General features: G+C 60.9%; 15 protein-coding genes and 2 pseudogenes. 8 read left to right on the top strand and 9 right to left on the bottom strand.

The genetic code is table 11. The annotated features are described in order from the left end of the window. Positions 1–98: 98 nt before the first annotated feature. Together copC and SB772_RS15750 are read left to right on the top strand one after the other, a co-directional pair. On the top strand, positions 99–476 hold the full coding sequence (gene copC / locus SB772_RS15755) for a copper homeostasis periplasmic binding protein CopC (protein WP_410834164.1): 378 nt from the start codon (positions 99–101) through the stop codon (positions 474–476). Next, on the top strand, positions 473–1,402 hold the full coding sequence (locus SB772_RS15750; RefSeq protein WP_410834163.1) for a CopD family protein: 930 nt from the start codon (positions 473–475) through the stop codon (positions 1,400–1,402). The genes copC and SB772_RS15750 overlap by 4 nt, the downstream gene beginning before the upstream one ends. A 47-nt stretch (positions 1,403–1,449) precedes the next feature. Here the strand turns inward: SB772_RS15750 and SB772_RS15745 are convergent. The 3 genes and pseudogenes from SB772_RS15745 to dgoD form a co-directional block, all read right to left on the bottom strand. Next, positions 1,450–1,620 (bottom strand): annotated as a pseudogene (locus SB772_RS15745) (YodC family protein); the annotation flags it as partial. 28 nt (positions 1,621–1,648) lie between these two features. Next, a complete protein-coding gene (locus SB772_RS15740) occupies positions 1,649–1,951 on the bottom strand; it encodes a hypothetical protein (protein WP_410834162.1) in 303 nt (100 codons plus the stop codon). A 279-nt stretch (positions 1,952–2,230) separates the two neighbouring features. Continuing rightward, positions 2,231–3,379, bottom strand: coding sequence for a galactonate dehydratase (gene dgoD / locus SB772_RS15735; RefSeq protein WP_410834161.1), 1,149 nt, complete (start codon positions 3,377–3,379; stop codon positions 2,231–2,233). Positions 3,380–3,574: 195 nt separating this feature from the next. On the opposite strand from dgoD, the gene SB772_RS15730 reads away from it, so the two are divergent. Further along, positions 3,575–4,282 (top strand): FadR/GntR family transcriptional regulator, encoded by a 708-nt coding sequence (locus SB772_RS15730; protein WP_410834322.1) that lies wholly within the window; start codon positions 3,575–3,577, stop codon positions 4,280–4,282. A gap of 26 nt (positions 4,283–4,308) precedes the next feature. Here the strand turns inward: SB772_RS15730 and SB772_RS15725 are convergent, their stop codons facing one another. Next, entirely contained in the window at positions 4,309–5,847 is a 1,539-nt protein-coding gene (locus SB772_RS15725; RefSeq protein WP_410834160.1) for a DHA2 family efflux MFS transporter permease subunit, read from the bottom strand. A 136-nt stretch (positions 5,848–5,983) separates the two neighbouring features. Between SB772_RS15725 and SB772_RS15720 the strand changes: the two genes are divergently transcribed. Next, a complete protein-coding gene (locus tag SB772_RS15720) occupies positions 5,984–6,427 on the top strand; it encodes a MarR family winged helix-turn-helix transcriptional regulator (RefSeq protein WP_410834159.1) in 444 nt (147 codons plus the stop codon). Positions 6,428–6,567: 140 nt separating this feature from the next. Here SB772_RS15720 and SB772_RS15715 read toward each other — a convergent pair whose 3' ends face one another. After that, complete coding sequence (locus SB772_RS15715; protein WP_410834158.1) at positions 6,568–6,888, bottom strand: hypothetical protein; 321 nt, start codon at positions 6,886–6,888, stop codon at positions 6,568–6,570. 249 nt (positions 6,889–7,137) lie between these two features. On the opposite strand from SB772_RS15715, the gene SB772_RS15710 reads away from it, so the two are divergent. Beyond that, positions 7,138–7,764 (top strand): class I SAM-dependent methyltransferase, encoded by a 627-nt coding sequence (locus SB772_RS15710; RefSeq protein ID WP_410834157.1) that lies wholly within the window; start codon positions 7,138–7,140, stop codon positions 7,762–7,764. Between the two features lie 35 nt (positions 7,765–7,799). Next, positions 7,800–8,222, top strand: a complete 423-nt coding sequence (gene arsC, locus SB772_RS15705) for an arsenate reductase (glutaredoxin) (RefSeq protein WP_410834156.1) — start codon at positions 7,800–7,802, stop codon at positions 8,220–8,222. A 147-nt stretch (positions 8,223–8,369) separates the two neighbouring features. Here the strand turns inward: arsC and SB772_RS15700 are convergent. Both SB772_RS15700 and SB772_RS15695 read right to left on the bottom strand, forming a co-directional pair. After that, positions 8,370–10,850 (bottom strand): annotated as a pseudogene (locus tag SB772_RS15700) (arsenate reductase (azurin) large subunit). Between the two features lie 16 nt (positions 10,851–10,866). Beyond that, positions 10,867–11,391 (bottom strand): arsenate reductase (azurin) small subunit, encoded by a 525-nt coding sequence (locus tag SB772_RS15695; protein WP_410834155.1) that lies wholly within the window; start codon positions 11,389–11,391, stop codon positions 10,867–10,869. A gap of 141 nt (positions 11,392–11,532) precedes the next feature. Between SB772_RS15695 and SB772_RS15690 the strand changes: the two genes are divergently transcribed. Together SB772_RS15690 and SB772_RS15685 are read left to right on the top strand one after the other, a co-directional pair. Continuing rightward, positions 11,533–12,870, top strand: a complete 1,338-nt coding sequence (locus SB772_RS15690) for a sigma-54-dependent transcriptional regulator (protein ID WP_410834154.1) — start codon at positions 11,533–11,535, stop codon at positions 12,868–12,870. Between the two features lie 39 nt (positions 12,871–12,909). Further along, positions 12,910–13,218, top strand: a complete 309-nt coding sequence (locus tag SB772_RS15685) for an acylphosphatase (protein ID WP_410834153.1) — start codon at positions 12,910–12,912, stop codon at positions 13,216–13,218. Positions 13,219–13,271: 53 nt separating this feature from the next. Here SB772_RS15685 and SB772_RS15680 read toward each other — a convergent pair whose 3' ends face one another. After that, complete coding sequence (locus SB772_RS15680) at positions 13,272–14,006, bottom strand: aquaporin (RefSeq protein ID WP_410834152.1); 735 nt, start codon at positions 14,004–14,006, stop codon at positions 13,272–13,274. 41 nt (positions 14,007–14,047) lie between these two features. Further along, positions 14,048–14,548 carry an arsenate reductase ArsC gene (locus SB772_RS15675; RefSeq protein ID WP_410834151.1) on the bottom strand — a complete coding sequence of 167 codons (501 nt, stop codon included), beginning with the start codon at positions 14,546–14,548 and terminating at the stop codon, positions 14,048–14,050. Between the last annotated feature and the right edge of the window lie 25 nt (positions 14,549–14,573).

The raw sequence follows: 14,573 nt of genomic DNA, 5'->3' as shown, positions 1-14,573 counted from the left end.
CGAAGCGTACACTTCCGGGCGCGCCGGCTTGTCTCCGGCAGAAGCGTCCATCGGCTCAACGTCTATCGTTTTCCTTTTTCACAAGCTATGGGCCTTTCATGAAGCTATTCGATTTTTCTCGTCCGGCGCTGCGTGCGTTGACAGTCGGCGCGGTGGCGCTGGCGCTGACGCCCGCGGCTTTCGCGCATGCGCATCTCGTGTCGAGCGAGCCGGCGGCGAACGCCGAAGTTACCGCGCCCGCCGAAGTGACGATTCATTTCACCGAGCCGCTCGAGCCGGCTTTCAGCAAGCTCGCACTGAGCGATGCGAGCGGTAAGGCTATCGCGCCGGCTGCCTCGCAAGTCGACAAGAACGAAGCCAAGGTCATGCGCCTGGCGCTGCCGTCGTTGGCGGCGGGCCGCTACGCGGTGCACTGGACCGCGGTCGCCACGGACGGCCACCGTACCCAAGGCGACTTCGCGTTCACCGTCAAATGAGCATCGACGGACTGTGGATCGGGCAGGTCGCTATGGCCGCGCTCATGAATGTCGCGTTTGCGTTTGCGGTGGGTTCGGCGTTACTCGGCGCTTGGCTCGCAAAGGACGCGCAGGCCAAGATCGCACCGGCGCGGCCCGCCTGGTTGCGCGCGCAACGGTCGATGCTGACGGCCACCGTCGTGCTGGTGCTCGCGGATCTCGGCTGGCTGCTGTACCAGGCGGCGTCGATGAGCGGCGTCGCGTTGCCCGCAGCGATCGGCGTGGTGCCGACCGTGCTGACGCAAACGCATGTCGGCTACGGCTGGAGCGTGGCGTTCGCGGGTGCGCTCGTGTTGCTCGGAACCGCCATGGCTCATCACACGGGCATGGTGCGCAACGCGCTGCTGTGGCTGGCGGTGATTGCAATCGCCGCGGGCAAGGCATCGCTCGGGCATGCCGCCGATGCCGGACCGGCTTCGGCGGCGATCGGCTTGCAGACGCTGCACGTGCTGGTCACGGGCGTTTGGGGCGGGCTGGCGATGGCAGCCGGACTATCGGTTCTGCCCGCGCTTGGCATCTCCACTGCGCGTGGCATCCTGATCCGCACGGCGACCCAGGTGTCGAACGTGTCGCTAGTGGCGGTCGGCTTCGTGCTGCTGACCGGCATATTCAATGGCGTGCGCGGTTCGGGTGGCTCGTTCGAGGCGATCGAGATCAGCACCTGGGGTCATGTGCTGACGCTGAAGCTCGCGCTGGTCGCGCTGGCTCTCGTGCTCGGCGGCCTCAACCGTTTCCTGGCGCTGCCGCGTTTGCGCCGCACCGCATCGACGATGGATGCGCATACCTTCGTCAACGTGCTGTATCTGGAAGCGCTGGCGATGATCGGCGTGTTCGTCGCTGCGGCCGTACTGGCGCATAGCGTTCCGGCGTTCGCGGCGTTGGGCTGAGTTGCCCGGGCGGCGAGCGCGTTCTGTGCCCGTTCCAGCGTTTCTTCCGGAAACATGTCCTGATGCAGTTCGCCATCGTCGCCGAACCATTGGCAGATCAGCCAGTTGCCAGGCGCGAACACCACCGGGCCGGCCCAGGTGGCTGTCATCGGACGTCCGCCGGACTTCAGCATCAGTACGTCGCCGGTGCGGTACGCGGGTCTTTTTGCCTGTCGCATGGAGAACATCCGATCGATGAATGCGGGGTTATTCAAGGCCGAGCCGATGTCCGAGGATCGGCGCGCAGAACAGCGCGATCGCACAGCCCGCTGCCTTGCCTTCCAGTTCCGCGACCGCGGCGCGTGAGCCGTACATATGCGTCAGCAGGTCGTAGAGTTGCGGCAGGCAGTACAGCACGGCGGCCGCGATGAAGCATTTTTCGACCACCGGGATGCGCCAGCCGCGATCGAATGCGAGCGCCGCGCCGAAAATGCGAAGCACGCCGAACACCACTAGCGCGCCAACGGCGGCCTGTTCGCGCAGCAGATAGTCTGGAAGGAACTCGCCCATGATGCTCCCCGATGCATTGTCGTTTGAATGCATTTGAGCAAGGAGCGGGCCAAGCGTATGTCCGGTGCCGAACAAACGGCGCGAAAGCCTTTGTGGGCAAGGCTTTGTGCGATCCGCAGCGGAGCACGGAAAGGGCCGGAAACGACTTGTTTCGACCGTTTCGGTCGAGAATGTTACGTAACTGAGACGGGCGTGCGCCACACTTTTCGTAACGCGCGCCGGCGCCACGGGTCGTTCAAAACAGAACGCCGCCCTCAGGCGGCGTTCCCGTTCACGCAATCACCATTCCGCGACGCTGCCATCCTCATGGCGCCACACCGGATTGCGCCAGCGGTGGCCGACCTTCGCCATCTCGCGCACCTTCTCTTCGTTCACTTCGATGCCGAGGCCCGGGCCTTGCGGAATCGACACGAAGCCGTCTTCGTATTTGAAGACTTCCGGATTCTTGATGTAGTCGAGCAGATCGTTACCCTGGTTGTAGTGGATGCCGAGGCTCTGTTCCTGGATGAATGCGTTGTAGCTCACGGCGTCGATCTGAAGACACGTCGCCAGGGCGATCGGGCCGAGCGGGCAGTGCAAGGCGAGCGCGACGTCGTACGCCTCGGCCATCGACGCGATCTTGCGGCACTCGGTGATACCGCCCGCATGCGACGCATCCGGCTGAATGATGTCGACGTAGCCGCCCGACAGAATGTGCTTGAAGTCCCAGCGCGAATACAGACGCTCGCCGAGCGCGATCGGCGTATTGGTCTGATTGACGATGTCGCGCAATGCTTCGGCGTTCTCCGACAGCACCGGCTCTTCGATGAAGAGCAGCTTGTACGGGTCGAGTTCTTTCGCCAGCACCTTCGCCATCGGCTTGTGCACGCGGCCATGGAAGTCCACGCCGATGCCGATGTTCGGCCCGACCGCCTCGCGCACCGCGGCGACGTTGTTGATCACGCCTTGCACTTTATCGAAGGTGTCGATGATCTGCAGCTCTTCCGAGCCGTTCATCTTCACTGCCTTGAAGCCGCGTTCGACCACGGCGCGTGCGTTGTTCGCGACGTCGCTCGGGCGGTCGCCGCCGATCCACGAATACACCTTGATCCTGTCGCGCACCTGGCCGCCGAGCAGCGCATGAACCGGCACGCCGTGATGCTTGCCCTTGATGTCCCATAGCGCCTGGTCGACACCGGCGATCGCGCTCATCGTGATTGGACCGCCGCGGTAGAAGCCGGCGCGGTACATCACCTGCCAGTGATCTTCGATCAGCAGCGGATCCTTGCCGATCAGATAGTCGGACAGTTCCTCGACGGCAGCCGCCACCGTATGCGCGCGCCCTTCGACCACCGGCTCGCCCCAGCCGACGATGCCTTCGTCAGTCTCGATCTTGAGGAAGCACCAGCGTGGCGGAACGATGAAGGTTTCGAGCCTGGTGATTTTCATGGTGTGCGTCTCCTTGCGGCTTGCCCGTCAGCGGAATATTTCGAGGATTCACATGCTACAACAAAACGCTGTTTAAGTACTATTAATAGTACTATTGGTGAAAGTTTGGGATTGATTCGACGGATCCGACGCAGTACGTGCGAGGGCTCGGATACCGGATAATCCCGCTCGTTCCGGCCTTGGTTCCGATATCAAATAACGCCGCAAGGCTGCTGGGAGAAAGCTATTCAGCACGATCTGCATGGGCGCGTCGCCCATCTGCTGGCGACCGCGATTCTGCGTGGCGACTACGCGCCCGACTCGATCCTGCCGCGTGAGGCGGCGTTGATGGAGACGTTCGGCGTGAGCCGCACGGTGCTGCGCGAGGCGCTGCGCACGTTGACGTCGAAAGGATTGATCGAATCGCGGCCGCGCGTGGGCACGCGCGTGCGGCCAAAAAATGCATGGAATCTGCTCGATGCCGATGTGCTCGACTGGTACTCGCGCGTCGCCGAGCCGATGGCGTTCGCGCTCAAGTTGCAGGAAATGCGCGAGATGATCGAGCCGTACGCAGCGGGTCTGGCGGCGGCCTCGCACACCGATGAGACTTTCGATGCGCTGGCAACGGCACATGCGGCGATGGTCGCGGCGCGCAATGTCGATGAATGGGTGCGCGCCGATCTGCAGTTTCATTTGTGCGTGCTGAGCGCCTGCAGCAACGAACTGCTGATTCCGCTCGGCACGCTGATCGAGCGCACGCTGGAAGCGCAATTGCGGCTCAATGCGAAACGCGCGGATGTGTTCAACGCGTCGCTGGCCGAGCATTCGGCGGTGTTCGAAGCGATCCGCGCGCGCGATGCCGCGGCGGCGCGCGAGGCGATGGCGGGGTTGCTGGGCGTGACGCGAGGAAGAATCGAGGGGTGACCGCTGTGGTCGAGGCGGTCTGCGGATCAATCCATCGCCGCATGCGCGAGCGATGCATCCGGTGCCTTACGCGCGGGCCGGATCAGCAACAGCAGTGGAATCACCAGCAGCGTCGCCATGAACATCAGCTTGAAGTCGTTCAGATAAGCAATCATCGACGCCTGCTGCGTGATCGACACGTTCAATGCCGCGAGGTCGTAGTTCGAACCGCTGTTGAGCATCGGCTGGATCGCCGGATTGAAAACAGTGACGTTGGCGGCGAGGTCCGCGTGCGAGACCTGCGTGTTGCGCGTCATCAGCGTCTGCACGATCGAAATGCCGATACTGCTGCCGATGTTGCGCATCAGGCTATACGTCGCGGTGCCGTCCGCGCGCAGTTCGGGCCTCAGCGTCGAGAAGGTCAGCGCGCTCAGCGGCACGAACACGAGGCCGAGGCCAAAGCCCTGAATCACGCCCGGCCAGACGATGTCCGACGCCGACAGCACGATCGTGTAATGCATCATCTGCCAGAGTGCGAACGCGGAGATCAGAAAGCCCGCCAGCAACAAGAGCCGCGCGTCGATTCGTCTCAATAGCCGCCCGGCCAACAGCATCGCGATCATCGTGCCCGCGCCGCTTGGCGCAGTGACGAGGCCGGTGGTCGCAACCGGGTAGTTCATCAGGTTTTGCAACATCGGCGGCAGCAACGCGCGCGTCGCGTACATCACCGCGCCGATCACGAAGATGAAGAACGTGCCGGTGGCGAAGTTTGGGTCCTTCAGCAATTCATATTTGAAGAACGATGTTTTGCCGACTGTCGCCGTGTGCGCGAGGAAGAACGCGAAGCTGATCGCCGCGATCAATGCCTCGATGAGGATCTCGTGCGAGCCGAACCAGTCAAGTTGTTCGCCCCGGTCGAGCATCGCCTGAAATGCGCCGATTGCGAGACCCAGCGTGGCAAAGCCGAACGCATCGAACTTCACGTCGTGCTTCGATTCTTGCGCCGGCAGGAAGGTCGCGACGCCGAACAGCGCGAACGCACCGATCGGGACGTTGATGAAAAACACCCAGCGCCAGTTGTAGCTATCGGTAAGCCAGCCGCCGAGCGTCGGCCCGAGAATCGGTCCGACCATCACGCCCATGCCCCACACGGCCATCGCCTGGCCTTGCTTTTCGCGCGGGTTGATGTCGAGCAGGATCGATTGCGACAGCGGCACCAGCGACGCGCCGAAAATCCCCTGCAGCAAACGCGACGCGACGATTTGCGTGAGCGTTTCCGACAGCCCGCACAGCGCCGACGCCACCGTAAAACCGCCGATCGAAATGATCAGCAGACGCCTGACGCTCAACCGGTCGGACAGCCAGCCGGTCAACGGCGTGGCGATCGCGGCGGCGACGATGTACGAGGTCAGCACCCACGTGATCTCATCCTGCGACGCGGACAGCGTGCCTTGCATGTGCGGGAGCGCGACGTTGGCGATCGTGCTATCGAGCGTCTGGATCAGCGTCGCGAGCATGATCGCGATCGTAAGCATCGGCCGGTTGAGCGGGGCGGCAGCGCTCGCTGGCGGGGATTCGGAGGGCATGTTTGAATGGGTCGTCGATATAGTAAGCATGCTTAGTATATCGACTGCACCAACGTGCGCCCACCAGGATCTCCACGGAGCCTGCCGGACATCCGATTCGGCTTCGGCAAATGAAAGGCTTTCGTATAATCGCCGCATGAAAACCCAACTCGAAGAGCGCTTCGGCTTTCTGATTTCCGACGTCGGCCGCCTGACGGGCAAGCGGTTCGACGATCTCGCGAAGTCGTCGGTCGATCTGACGCGCGCGCAGTGCCGCGCGCTGGCCTACCTCGCGCATTACGGCGACATCAATCAGGCGCGCCTCGCGGACCTGCTCGAAGTCGCGCCGATCTCGGCAGGCCGCTTGCTGGACCGGATGGAAGAGGGCGGCTGGATCGAGCGCTCGGCCAATCCGCAGGATCGCCGCGAGCGCCAGGTGCGCGTGACGCCGAAGGCCGAGCGTACGTTCGGCAAGGCGCGCAAAGTAGGGGACGAAGTCGCGCTGGAAGCACTGAACGGGTTCAGCGACGACGAGACGAAACAGTTGATCGCGCTGTTGCAGCGGGTGCGTGGAAACCTGAGCCGGTTGATCGATCGTTGAGCGCGGGGGTGCGCTGCTTGCGTTACGCAATCAGCAGTCGCGTGCCGGGGGCGCGAATCAGGACATAGCGAGGGAGCTAACGCGGGCTAGCTCTTTTTTCACGGCACACGACGATCGATCGCAGCGGCGAAGTCCGCTGTTTATTTCGGCTCAGACGCGGCGCCCGACGGCTGGACCAGTTCGAAACATGCCGCCTTCGTTTTGGCCTCGGCTTGCGACGGGTCGATGCATTTGAATGCGCTCTGGTCGCGCTGGACAAAAATAGTGTCGGTGGAGCCGGCGCTGCCATGCGCACTGTTGAGCACCGCGACGATCTTGTAGCCGTCCTGCAAAAGCGTGGAGAGTGTGGTCGGATTGGCGCGCCACTGGCCGTCGGGCGCTGTCTCGGCGTGAGCGGCGAGCGAAGACGCGGCGAAGAGAATGACGGCGGAAGCGGTAGCCGCGGTGGTACGGAACGTCATCAAGAAACCTCCTTGAAGTTGCAGTTTGGAAAGCCGGCAGCGCGTTCGACCCGGCAGCGGGTCAGGCAAAAATATTTTTTGCTCTCGATTTCGGCCGTGGCATGCCTTCATGGCGCGCGCAGAATCGTCCGCCTTTCCGAATGCTGGCACGCCGACGGGGAGCGAGTCTGCACGACGGGCAGTTTGAACAATCACGCAACGCGGGTACCTCAGTTAATATGACGAAACAGGACAGCACAAGGGAAAATCGTGAAATCGGAAGCTCACTGGGAAACGGTTTATCAAACGAAGCAGCCGACCGAGGTCAGCTGGTATCGGCCCCACCTGGAGTTTTCACTTCAACTCATCGAAGGGGCTGCCCCTAATCGGGACGCTCGCGTCATCGATGTCGGCGGCGGCGAGTCTACGTTGGTCGATGACCTGCTGACGCACGGATATCAAAAGCCATCGGTTCTTGATATTTCCTCGACGGCGTTGGCCGTGGCAAGAGCGCGTCTTGGAGGCAAATCGGCAGACGTAGACTGGTTGTGTGGTGATGTGACGAAGTTTCCTTTCGTACAGCACGAATATGACGTGTGGCACGACAGAGCTGTCTTTCATTTCCTGACCGATGCCAATGAGCGTGCGGGATACGTGCGGCAAGTCGCGAATGCCGTTAGGCCCGGCGGCCACGTCATCGTTGCGACCTTTGGTCCTGAAGGTCCAACCAACTGCAGCGGTCTCGAGGTTGTTCGATATGACCCTGATGCTCTACACGATGAATTCGGCGCCCGCTTCGAACTCGTGAAACATCTGACGGAGCTTCATCAGACGCCGGCGGGTTCAATTCAACAGTTCACTTACTGCTACTGCGTGACCTCAAGCGGGCTCGAGTAGCTCGCAACTTTAACTTCTCTTGAGGACTCAGCTCCATGAGCGTCACGATTTACCACAATCCGGAATGCGGCACCTCGCGGAACACGCTGGCCATGATTCGCAATGCCGGTATCGAACCGACCATCATTGAATACCTGAAGACACCACCGACACGTGAACGACTGGTGGAGCTTATCGCCAGGTCCGGCCTCGGCGTGCGCGAAACATTGCGGCAGAAAGGTACGCCTTACGCGGAACTTGGTCTGGATGACCCCTTGCTTAGCGACGACCAGCTTCTGGATGCAATGTTAGAGCACCCAATACTCATCAATCGTCCTTTCGTGGAGACTCCGCATGGCGTTCGGTTGTGCCGGCCGTCCGAGGTCGTTCTTGACATCCTGCCGGAGGCCCAGAACGTGCCATTCACGAAAGAGGACGGAGAGATTGTTATCGATGAACACGGGCGTCGCGCGAAGTAGGGAAATACAACCGCGCGAGCGGACAACTCTGGATTGTTCTCATCCGTGATGGACGGCGAAGCGGCCATAGGCGCGGCATCAGCCGCCGATGAACGGCGCCGACTCAGAAAGAGAGAATACGGCCGGCAATGCGCCGGCCGTCGTCGCCTATGTAAAACGGCGACTCTTGAAGCTGACCGTTTGCCTATAATCTTCCATCGACCCGACTCGACGGATGTTTGCCCATGTGCCCTTGTAGTAGGGAATGATGTTGCGGTCCGTCCATGTGGTCGTGACGTTGTCCTGGATGCCGTTGATGTGACCGAACACCATGAAGGTCTGGTCATGCTTCTGTTCGGCGACAGGATACGCCATCGCGTACGTCGACCCGAAATCGTTGTAGACCTCAACGATATCGCCGGCACCTATTCCGAGCTCCTGCGCGTCGGCTGGGTTGATTTCGATGTAGGCCATCGGGTCCCGGGAACGGACGAATTCGTTGTACTGGTCGTGGTACACCGTTTGCCACACTTCGTTGGTGCGGCCGTTGTTAATCCAGAAGCGGTATTTCCCCTTCTGGTCCGCGACTGTCTTCGGCAGACCGGGCCACGGCGAAGGCTTGAATTGGGCCTTGCCGTCCGGTGTGTCGAATTTGCCGTCCATGTACATCATTTCGGTACCGACCAGCTTGCCTCCTTCCCACGCCTTTGCCGGCAACTGCACGCCGTTGTTGGCCATGATGCGTAGCCGTTCGTAGGTGACCAGGTTTCCGGTACTGCCGCCCTGGCTATCTATCTTTTCCACGCCCGGTTGGCCGGCACGGCGGAATCCGTCGTTAAACGCGTCCTCCTCGGTCTTCCGGTCGAAGCCGTCAAACCGCGAGGCCATCTTCGTGTTGCCATCCTTGCGGTACATATCGCGCAGCGTGCTGGCGACGCTTGCTGCGATGAGACAGTCTGGCATCGCAGTTCCAGGCGGGTCCATGAACCGTTCGGACAGGCGCATGCGGCGCTCGCCGTTCATCGAAGTCAGATTCATCTCTCCGGGGTGGGTTGCGGGCAGCATGAGATGCGCTGCTTCCTGCAGTTTCGTCGGATAGATGTTGATGTTCGTCACGAACAGAACAGACCACCCTTGCCGGTTGCGTCATAAATCACGTCGACCATCTGCTCCATGCTCGCACCGCGTGCACCGTGCATCGCATCCTTGACGATTTGCGAGCGGCGCAGGACCACCTCGCGCAGTTGCTGCGCGTTGTTGCTCGTCTGGAAGTTGTTGCACGCCCACCACGTCATCATCCGTCCCTTGCCGTGGATGAGTTCCTGGTCGATGTATATCTTCGTGTTGCGGGGTATGGAGGTCTCGTGTATCCCTCCTGGTGTCCGCCCATCCGCACGCAACCTGTGCCGCGCCGGCCGACATTGTGAGCGGCCAGAGCAATGTCCAGTAGCGACGACTGAATCAGATAATTGTCGTTGCCCCAGATGATGCCCTTTTCGTAGGTATGCATCGTCCTCGGAAACTGCCCCGCACCTTTCGGTTTGTACGACCATTGCGCTGCAGTCCTGATTTTTTCAACAGGGACGCCCGTGATTTTGCTGCACTCGTCAAGTGACAGCTTGTTGGCCTGGACGGCAGCGTCAAACCCATTCGTATGGGCGGCAATGAACTCCTTGTCAATCCATCCCTGCTGGACCACATAGGTGAAAAGGCCGTTGAACAAGGCGATGTCCGTGCCCGGCTGGATGTCCAGATGCAGCACGTTGTCCTTCCCGGCCACCTGCTCGGCGATTGCTACGGTCGGGGTGCGTCTCGGGTCGACGAATACCACTTTCGTCTTTGGAAATGCTTCACCTGGGAACCATTTCCGTTTCTTGTCGAGCGTCCCCCCTGCAGGTTAGGCACCCAATGATTCAGGAAATAGTTCGTCTGCGTTTCGTACGAGTTCGCGCCGATGGACCAGATGACATCGGCCAGCTCGGCATCCTCATACGAATTGTTCAGCTCGCCGACGCTCATCTCACGAGTGGCATGACATTCCGAGTTGTACGCCGGGCGGTTGTGGATGCGAACCATCGGGGTCTGCAGCGCAGTGAACATCAGTTTGCCGGAACCCCACGTGTTCTCGAATCCGCCACCTGCACCACCATGGTCGAAAGCAGAAAAGACAATGCCGTTCGGGCCGTCCTTGTCGAGTACCTTCTTCATCAGGCCGGCATAGAGCGCCATCGCCTGGTCCCACGTCGTATCGACCCACTGGTCACTCACGTAGACGCGCGGATGCCGCAGGCGCTCCTGGGTGATTCCGTCCGCCGTATACATGTACGTCGCCATCTTGCCGCCACGCGTCGAACTCAAGCCGCTATTCACGACGCAACTCTTGTCCGGAACAATCATGATGGTGTGGCGCGAACCGTCGCGGTCGGTGACGACATTCTCCATCGCGGGGGTCATCACCAGCGTGAGCGGTGGCAACTGCTTGCGAAAATCGACGCCGAGCGCGTTCTGGTTCGGCGCGCGACCGCCTTCCTGGTCTTCCGGCCACTTGTACACGTGATATCCGCATCCAACGATGCAGAAGTGGCAGGTCATATTGGTTCGCTGGGCCGTGACCGGCGGTAGCGCAATGCGGTCCTTGTCCGTAGCCATTTTCAGCTCCTCGCACTCAAAGAACGTTGGCCTGACGGCCGTATATCAGGCCTTCCATGCCCACAGCGGACATGGTGCCTGTCTTTTCGTCGTAGTGCAGCCTGACCCGGTGCAGATTTTCGGTGGCCTGTCCGGCAATCATCTGTCCGGCCTTCTCCGCATCGAACATGCTGAAGTGGCAAGGACATTTGAAAACCTTCGTCGTCGGCTCGTACGCGACAGGGCAGCCCATGTGCGTGCACATCGCGCTATACGCAACGATGTCGCCATCCGGGCCGACGCCGCCAGGAACGCGGCTGCCCAGCTTGAGAGCCGTGCATGGAGAAGCGGTATACGGATAGATGAACGAGACTGGCGTGTTGAGCGCCATTCGTCCGACCTGTGTCACGGGCTTCCTTGGATACGGGAGTTTCGTCCTGCTCGTGTCGACCGGGTTCGCGGCAGTTGCCACCTTTGGCACCAGTGCGGACGCAGCGGTCGCGGCAATTGAGCCGCCGCCGAGTTTCAGGAATGTGCGGCGCCGGATTTTTAGTTCAGACATGGTCTCCTCCTCGCTTGAATCTTGCTCGTGTAGTCGTTAGCATCAACTGAACGGTGGCACAATTTCAGTCGATAGCGCACCGGGTCGAACGTGCTTTGCCGTGCTGTTACCGGTGACTTCTCCATGAAGCAGGAAAGCATCATGTCGACAACCCTCATCTGTGTCGTCGAGGACGACCCCATCATGGGGGAATCGTTGGCCGACCGCTTCCGTCTCGAAGGCTTCGACGTGGACTGGCATACCGATGGCGAATCCGCCCTGGATGCCCTGCAGAACCGGCCGTATCAGGCCGTCATCAGCGATATCCGGCTCCCCGACATTTCAGGTGAGGACCTGTTTTCACGTTCGATGGCCGCGCACGCATCGGTTCCGCCATTTGTCTTCATCACGGCCTACGCATCAGTCGACACAGCAGCGTCTCTGCTGAAGAGCGGCGCTGCGGACTACATCACGAAACCGTTCGACTTTGGCGCGCTGGTCGATAAGGTCAGACTCCTCACGGGGACAGGCATACCGGACCATGCCATGCCTGCACAGAGCGAGCTCGGCGTCTCCGGAGCCATGCGACGTCTCGCAGACCTGGTGCCGCGAATCGCGGGTCGCGCCAAATCGATTCTGATTACCGGCGAGTCGGGTGTGGGCAAGGAAGTATTGGCCCGGTTCATTCATAGACACGCCCCGGGCGTTGCTTTCCCGTTTGTCGCGGTCAACTGTGGCGCCGTTCCGGAGACGCTTCTCGAATCCGAATTTTTCGGCCACGAGAGAGGCGCGTTCACTGGCGCGGAGCGGGTGAAGAAGGGGTACTTCGAGCGGGCGGATGGCGGCACGCTCTTTCTCGACGAGATACGTGATTTGCCGTTGTCGATGCAGGTGAAGCTGCTGCGTGCATTGCAGGAGCGGTGCATCACGAGAGTAGGCGGCGAAAGAGAGGTCGCAACCAACTTTCAGCTGATCTGCGCGACGAATCGGGACCTCGCCGAGCTAGTCCGGGTCGGGACGTTTCGGGAAGACCTGTTTTACCGTATCAACATCCTGCAGCTACGCGTGCCGGCACTTCGCGACCGGCCCGACGACGTTCTATGGCTTGCCCACCGTTTCGTGCGCGATATCGCGAGCCGGCTTGGCGAACCGACGAAACTTTTTCACCCATCGGCAGAAGCTCGACTCGCGACCTACCGCTGGCCCGGCAACGTGCGGGAGCTCCAGAATCGTCTTGAGCGTGCATGCATCGTGTGCTCCCGCAACATGCTGTTTTCGTCCGATATTTTCGAGGAAGACGGCTCTCAGGCCGCAGCGCCACTGGATATGGACGCGCCGCTTGACGGCTATATGGCTGCCTGCGAAAGCGCGTTCATTCGCGCAGCGTTGTTGCAGCACCAGGGCCGCATATCCGAAACCGCTCACGCTCTTGGCATTTCCAGGAAGAGCTTGTGGGAAAAGATGCGCAAGCATGCGATTGCAGCCGAGCCGCTGCATTGAGGTGCGAGAACTGCGTCAACACTCTGCGAGACCGCGCACATGGAACCTGACGACGATGATGGGATGCTTGAAACCCGGCTGGTGCGGGTACGTGGCGACGTGCAGGGAATCGGCTACCGGGAAGCCTGCGTACGCCGCGCTAACGCACTGGGCGCCACTGGCTGGGTCCGTAACCGCATGGACGGTTCGGTCGAGGCGATGCTGCAAGGCTCGCCAGAGCAGCTCGCAGCCATGTGCACCTGGCTCAGCGAGGGCATGTCCGCTGCGCTGGTGGACGAGCTTGAAGTCACCGAAGTGGAGCCGCCGTTTCCCCGCTTTGACAGATTCGAACGCTTGCCGACCCTCTAACGACCGGCAAATCGCCAGGGTGAAAGAACGTTCGCTTTAACCTTCTGTTGGCATTAGCGCCTCTGCGCGCCACGGAATTCGGCATCGTCAATCTGCTCAGCGGTCTCTTCACGCAGACGTCCGGTGTCGTCACGGGTGCCTTCCTTGTCGACCTCTTTAGGCACGCTTCCCGGCGGGTCATGCGGACGCTCCATCCAGCGGAACAGGAGGACTGCGAGTGCGCCGCCCACCAGTTCACTGACGATGAATCCTGGTGCGTCGACAGGCCGGATACCCGCGAAGGTGTCCGTGAGCGAACGTGCGATAGCGACTGTTGGGTTGGCGAACGAGGTCGAAGCCGTAAACCAGTAAGCTGCTGTGATATAGCCGCCTACCGCCACCGGAATAAATTCCATGCGTCGTTTTGCGACGTTAAGAATGACCGTGAGCAAACCGAACGAGGCAACGACTTCGCTCCACCATTGCGATGGACCGGTGCGAACGTGCCGCGATGCTTCTATCAACGGCAGATCAAACATCCCGTGAGCGGCTATGACTCCGGCAATAGCGCCGATGGCTTGTGCTGCTATATAGGCTACGGCGTGCTTCCAACGCAGTTTGCCAAGGCAGACCTCGGCGAGCGTCACCAACGGGTTGAAGTGCGCGCCCGAGACGCTGATAAACGTAGCGATGAGCGCGACCAGACCTGCCCCGGTCGCGATGGTGTTGGCGAGGAGCGCGATTGCCACGTTGCCGCCGGCAAGTCGTTCTCCCATGATGCCGGAGCCCACGACGGTTGCGAGGAGCATTGCGGAGCCGACGAACTCGGCACCGATGGCCTGTCGTAACCTCATAGCGGCGTCTTCCCAATCGCGGTCACTTCCTTTTGTAACGCAAGTCGCTCAAGGGACGCCATCGGCAGGCTTTTCAAGAGTTCGATCCGCTTGCGCAGCGACGCGGCAGCATCCTTGAAGGCACGTCTTTTGTCCTCGTCCGAGCCCTGTACTGCGGCCGGGTCAGGAACACCCCAATGCGCGGTAATCGGCTGTCCCGGCCAGACAGGACACTGCTCTGCCGCCGCCTGGTCGCATACGGTAAACACGAAGTCCATCGCCGGCGCGTCAGGTGCGGCGAACTCGTCCCAGGACTTCGTCCGAAGTCCCTCGGTGGGCAACTTCATCCGGGTGAGGAGTTCCAATGTGAACGGATTGACCTCTGGTTTTGGGTGACTGCCGGCAGAATAGGCCTTGAATCGGCCGCCGCCCAAAAAATTCAACTGCGCCTCCGCGAGCACGCTGCGTGCCGAATTCCCGGTGCAGAGGAACAGCACGTTATAGACCTTATCGTTCATGTTGAACCCCACGCGAATTTTTGGA

The organism is Paraburkholderia sp. SIMBA_030 (genome assembly GCF_046535245.1).
Taxonomy (GTDB): domain Bacteria; phylum Pseudomonadota; class Gammaproteobacteria; order Burkholderiales; family Burkholderiaceae; genus Paraburkholderia.
Note: the sequence above shows the minus strand (reverse complement) of the source record. Positions and strands in the feature narration are given on the sequence as shown.

Bases quoted from the DNA above. Each gene is read 5' to 3' on its own strand.
- SB772_RS15685 (WP_410834153.1), top strand. From the start codon at position 12,910: ATGGAACCTGACGACGATGATGGGATGCTTGAAACCCGGCTGGTGCGG.
- SB772_RS15695 (WP_410834155.1), bottom strand. From the start codon at position 11,391: ATGTCTGAACTAAAAATCCGGCGCCGCACATTCCTGAAACTCGGCGGC.
- arsC (WP_410834156.1), top strand. From the start codon at position 7,800: ATGAGCGTCACGATTTACCACAATCCGGAATGCGGCACCTCGCGGAAC.
- SB772_RS15740 (WP_410834162.1), bottom strand. From the start codon at position 1,951: ATGGGCGAGTTCCTTCCAGACTATCTGCTGCGCGAACAGGCCGCCGTT.
- SB772_RS15690 (WP_410834154.1), top strand. From the start codon at position 11,533: ATGTCGACAACCCTCATCTGTGTCGTCGAGGACGACCCCATCATGGGG.
- SB772_RS15725 (WP_410834160.1), bottom strand. From the start codon at position 5,847: ATGCCCTCCGAATCCCCGCCAGCGAGCGCTGCCGCCCCGCTCAACCGG.
- SB772_RS15715 (WP_410834158.1), bottom strand. From the start codon at position 6,888: ATGACGTTCCGTACCACCGCGGCTACCGCTTCCGCCGTCATTCTCTTC.
- copC (WP_410834164.1), top strand. From the start codon at position 99: ATGAAGCTATTCGATTTTTCTCGTCCGGCGCTGCGTGCGTTGACAGTC.
- dgoD (WP_410834161.1), bottom strand. From the start codon at position 3,379: ATGAAAATCACCAGGCTCGAAACCTTCATCGTTCCGCCACGCTGGTGC.
- SB772_RS15680 (WP_410834152.1), bottom strand. From the start codon at position 14,006: ATGCTCCTCGCAACCGTCGTGGGCTCCGGCATCATGGGAGAACGACTT.
- SB772_RS15720 (WP_410834159.1), top strand. From the start codon at position 5,984: ATGAAAACCCAACTCGAAGAGCGCTTCGGCTTTCTGATTTCCGACGTC.
- SB772_RS15675 (WP_410834151.1), bottom strand. From the start codon at position 14,548: ATGAACGATAAGGTCTATAACGTGCTGTTCCTCTGCACCGGGAATTCG.
- SB772_RS15750 (WP_410834163.1), top strand. From the start codon at position 473: ATGAGCATCGACGGACTGTGGATCGGGCAGGTCGCTATGGCCGCGCTC.